5 protein-coding genes and 1 pseudogene are annotated in these 4,049 nt (G+C 65.1%); 4 read left to right on the plus strand and 2 right to left on the minus strand.

The window, feature by feature from the left end:
* On the minus strand, positions 1 to 212 hold a 212-nt coding region (locus tag A3764_RS21735; protein ID WP_150122390.1), incomplete at its 3' end, for a hypothetical protein.
* A gap of 101 nt (positions 213 to 313) precedes the next feature.
* On the opposite strand from A3764_RS21735, the gene A3764_RS21740 reads away from it, so the two are divergent.
* Complete coding sequence (locus A3764_RS21740; RefSeq protein ID WP_067922444.1) at positions 314 to 1,591, plus strand: PP2C family protein-serine/threonine phosphatase; 1,278 nt, start codon at positions 314 to 316, stop codon at positions 1,589 to 1,591.
* Here A3764_RS21740 and A3764_RS21745 read toward each other — a convergent pair.
* The gene (locus tag A3764_RS21745) at positions 1,570 to 2,016 is read right to left on the minus strand and encodes an NUDIX domain-containing protein (protein WP_067922448.1); all 447 of its coding nucleotides are present in this window, start codon (positions 2,014 to 2,016) and stop codon (positions 1,570 to 1,572) included. The two genes, A3764_RS21740 and A3764_RS21745, sit on opposite strands and share 22 nt — an antisense overlap.
* A 77-nt stretch (positions 2,017 to 2,093) precedes the next feature.
* On the opposite strand from A3764_RS21745, the gene hslO reads away from it, so the two are divergent.
* The 3 genes and pseudogenes from hslO to A3764_RS21760 all read left to right on the plus strand — a co-directional run.
* A complete protein-coding gene (gene hslO, locus A3764_RS21750) occupies positions 2,094 to 3,080 on the plus strand; it encodes an Hsp33 family molecular chaperone HslO (RefSeq protein ID WP_067922451.1) in 987 nt (328 codons plus the stop codon).
* Positions 3,073 to 3,672, plus strand: a complete 600-nt coding sequence (locus tag A3764_RS21755) for a CoA pyrophosphatase (RefSeq protein ID WP_067922463.1) — start codon at positions 3,073 to 3,075, stop codon at positions 3,670 to 3,672. Before hslO ends, A3764_RS21755 begins: the two co-directional genes overlap by 8 nt.
* Positions 3,645 to 4,049 (plus strand): annotated as a pseudogene (locus A3764_RS21760) (CCA tRNA nucleotidyltransferase); the annotation flags it as partial. The gene A3764_RS21755 and the pseudogene A3764_RS21760, both read left to right, overlap by 28 nt.

Genomic DNA, 4,049 nt, shown 5'->3' on the forward strand with positions numbered 1-4,049 from the left:
CGCTGACAGGCGGCGGCCAGCGATGATAGCCCGAGGGTGCGCGCGCTGCCGCAAAGCCCGTGCAGATGCATGTCGCGGTGGTCGGGGTCACGCTCCGTCGAAAGAGTGGCCAGCGTTTCGCGCGCCTCGGCTGCAAAGAGGTTTGCTATCTTCTTCAGCTCCGCGTGGCCCAGATCACTGCGTAGTCTCTCGATTTGCCTGCGGTCCAGCATTGGCACCTCCATCCATCCTCGCGTTGCAGGATGGCGCTTCGGGCTTCACGCGGGATTAACGCACGGGGACTAGACCGGACGGTACGCAAGGACAGAGGGTCATGGCAGACAGGACGGCTCAGCTTCCCTTCGATACCTATCCGCCGCCCGGCCCGGGGGCCCAGCGCGTGCTGGTGGTCGATGACAGCCTGCTGCAGCGCCGTATTCTCGTCCGTGCGCTGCATGACTGGGGCTACGAGGTTGAGGAAGCCGCCTCTGCAGAGGAGGCAATGGCGCGCTGCACGAGCCGCCCGCCCGACCTTGTGCTGAGCGATTGGGTCATGCCGGGGATGTCCGGGGTCGAATTCTGCAAGGCGCTTCGGGCGCTCATGGTGTCGCGCTACGTCTATTTCATCCTGCTCACCGGCAAGACGGACAAGCGCGTGGTCGCCCGTGGGCTGGAATGGGGGGCGGACGATTTCCTGATCAAGCCGGTCAACAGCGAGGAACTGCGCGCGCGGCTGAAAGCGGGCGAACGTATTCTCGATATGCGCCGGGAACTGACGGAAAAGAACCGCATCATCGGGGAGACTCTGCATGAGCTTCAGCGCGTCTACGATTCGCTGGAACACGATCTGCAACAGGCGCGCAAGCTGCAGCAATCCCTGCTGCGCGAGCGGCATCGCGTCTTTGACGGGGCGGCGCTGTCGCAACTGCTTCGGCCCAGCGGCCATGTGGGGGGCGATCTGGTGGGGCATTTTCCCGCGGGTCCGGGGCAGATCGGGCTTTATGCGATCGATGTTTCGGGTCACGGCATCAGTTCGGCGCTGATGACAGCGCGACTGGCGGGGTATCTTTCCGCTTCGGCACCGGACCAGAACGTCGCCCTGAGGAAGGGCGGGGCGGGCTATGTCGCGCGGCCCCCGGCTGAGGTTGTTCATGTGCTCAACGATCTTGTGCTGAACGAAATGGGCACGGATCACTATTTCGCCTTCCTGCTCGCCTTCGTCGATCTGGCCACGGGGCGCGTGTGCGTCTCTCAGGCGGGGCAGCCGCACCCGGTGATCCAGCGCGCCGATGGCCGGATCGAGCAGAGCGGAACGGGCGGGTTTCCCGTGGGGCTGCTTCAGAATGCGTCGTTCGATCAGTTCGACCTGTCCCTTTCGCCGGGGGACAGCCTGTGGCTCTTGTCAGACGGATTTACCGAATGTCCGGACCCGGATGGCAATTTGCTGGGGGAACAGGGCCTCGCGCGGATGATGATGGCAGAGCAGGCCACGCGCGGGGAGGCGCGGTTGAACGGGCTGGTCCGGCAGCTCGAAACCTTTGCCGTCACGGATGAATTTCCGGACGATATCTCGGGGATATTGCTGGAATATCAGGGGCGGCGCGCGGCGTAGCGCAGCAGGAACCGGCGATCCCCTTCGTTGCCGAGCGAGCGGGCGGCCTCTTGCCACGGCAGGATGAGCGCGGTGTGGTCAGGCTCCGTCGGGTCGGACAGGCGGCGCGTGGGCCGGGCGAGGAAGATGTGGCAGAGCTTTTCGGCCCAGATGTCATATTCGGGCATGTAGACGAACCGCCGGAACGCGCCCACCCGCCGGGGCGCGGTGATGCCCCAACCGGTTTCCTCGCGGACTTCGCGGTGCAGCGCCTGCCACGGCGATTCGCCCGGATCGATCCCGCCCCCCGGTAGCTGAAGGTCGGGCATATCGGTGTTCTGCAAAGTCAGCAGAACCCTGTCATTCAACGGCAGAATGGCGTAGGCGCCCGCTCTCAGTTGATAGCGCTGACCCCTGTGCGGGGGGTGGCCGGCCCTTCGGATCATATGGTAGCCCCTTTTCGCTCGGGCTGATGCCCTTATATAGACGCGGTATGCCTGTCCCTCCCCACCAAGGAAAGCCGATGACCCAAGGAACCCAGATCGCCTGGGACGATTCAGTCCTGCCCTTTCAGCTCGACGCCAGCGATATGCGGGGTCGCGTCGCGCGTCTTGATGGCGTGCTCGAAGGCATTCTGAAACAACACGACTACCCCGAAAAGGTCGAGGCGCTCGTGGCCGAGATGGCCCTGCTGACCGCGCTGATCGGGCAGACGATCAAGCTGCGCTGGAAGCTGTCCCTGCAGGTGCAGTCGAAGGGGCCGGTCCGCATGATCGCCACGGATTATTACGGCCCCGAGGCGGAGGGCGAGCCCGCGCGGATCCGCGCCTATGCGAGCTATGATCCCGACCGGCTTACCGATGGCTCCCCGTTCGAGCAGGTGGGAGAGGGCTATTTCGCGATCATGATCGATCAGGGCAAGGGCATGACCCCGTATCAGGGCATCACGCCGCTGACGGGCGAATCCCTGTCGGCCTGTGCGGAGGCCTATTTTGCCCAGTCCGAACAATTGCCCACGCGCTTTTCGCTCAGCTTCGGCAAATCCTCCGGTCCCGATGTCGCCGAACGCTGGCGCGGCGGGGGTATCATGTTGCAGCATATGCCCAAGGCATCGCCATTCGCCGCGAAGGGCGAGGGGACCGGCGAAGTGATGGTGGCGCAGGACCTCGTGCATGGGGACGAGGCGGAGCAGTGGAACCGGGTGAACATCCTGCTCGATACGGTCGAGGATCTCGAACTGATCGGGCCGAGCGTGCCGCCCACCGACCTGTTGCTGCGCCTCTTCCACGAAGAAGGCCCCCGCGTCTTCGACCCGCAGGCGGTGCGCTTCGGCTGCTCCTGCTCCGAAGACAAGGTGCGGCAGAGCCTGTCGATCTATTCCTCGCGCGATATCGAGAAGATGACGACCGAGGAAGGCCGCGTCACGGCTGATTGCCAGTTCTGCGGTGCGCATTACGACCTCGACCCGGAGACCGTCGGCTTTGAGGCGGAAGCGGGCAAGGGTGCCTGACCGGCACGGCCATTTCCGGCGTGCTCTGGCCCGAACCGGGGTGGCCTCCTCCGACTTCGATCTCAACCCGGAGGCGGAGGTGCCGCTTCCGCGCAAGCTGCGCCCGGCGGGCGTGCTGGCGGCCATCGTCGAACAGGACGGTGAGCAGATGTTGCTTCTGACGAAGCGGTCCTCGGCGCTGAAGCACCACCCGGGCCAGATCGCCTTTCCGGGCGGCAAGCTCGATCCCGGGGATGCGGATGTGACCGCCGCCGCGCTGCGAGAGGCGCAGGAGGAGATTGGCCTGCCCCCCGAACTGGTGGAGGTGTTGGGAACGCTGCCCCCGCATGAGACGGTCACAAGTTTCGAGGTGACTCCGGTGGTGGGGATCGTGAAGGCTCCTTTCCGGATCGTGCCCGAGGCCGGAGAGGTCGCGGAGGTCTTTACGGTGCCGCTGTCTCATGTCCTTAACCCTGAGAATTACATGGTTCATTCGCGGCGTTGGCGCGGAAAACGCAGGTATTATTACGTCGTGCCCTACGGGCCCTATTACATCTGGGGCGCTACCGCGCGTATGTTGCGGACATGGGCAGACCGAATGACATCCACCTGACGCCGCAGGCCGCCGACTGGCTGGCGGACCCCCGTGTCAGCGCCGTTTGCGAGGCGGTCGCCTCGGACGGGGCCGGCATCTATTTCGTGGGTGGCTGCGTGCGCAACGCGCTGATGGGGCGCCCGGTGAGTGACGTGGACCTTTCCACGCCGTCCCGCCCTGAAGACGTGACCCGGAAATGCGAGGCAGCGGGCCTGCGCGTCGTACCGACCGGGGTTGGGCACGGTACCGTCACGGTCGTATCCGGCGGGCAGGGGTTCGAGGTGACGACCTTCCGCAAGGACGTGGCCACCGATGGGCGCCGCGCCACCGTCGCCTTCACAGATGATATCGCGGACGATGCGCGGCGGCGGGATTTCACGATGAACGCGCTCTAT

The sequence above is a fragment of the Sulfitobacter sp. HI0129 genome, from assembly GCF_001635395.1.
Classification (GTDB): domain Bacteria; phylum Pseudomonadota; class Alphaproteobacteria; order Rhodobacterales; family Rhodobacteraceae; genus Sulfitobacter.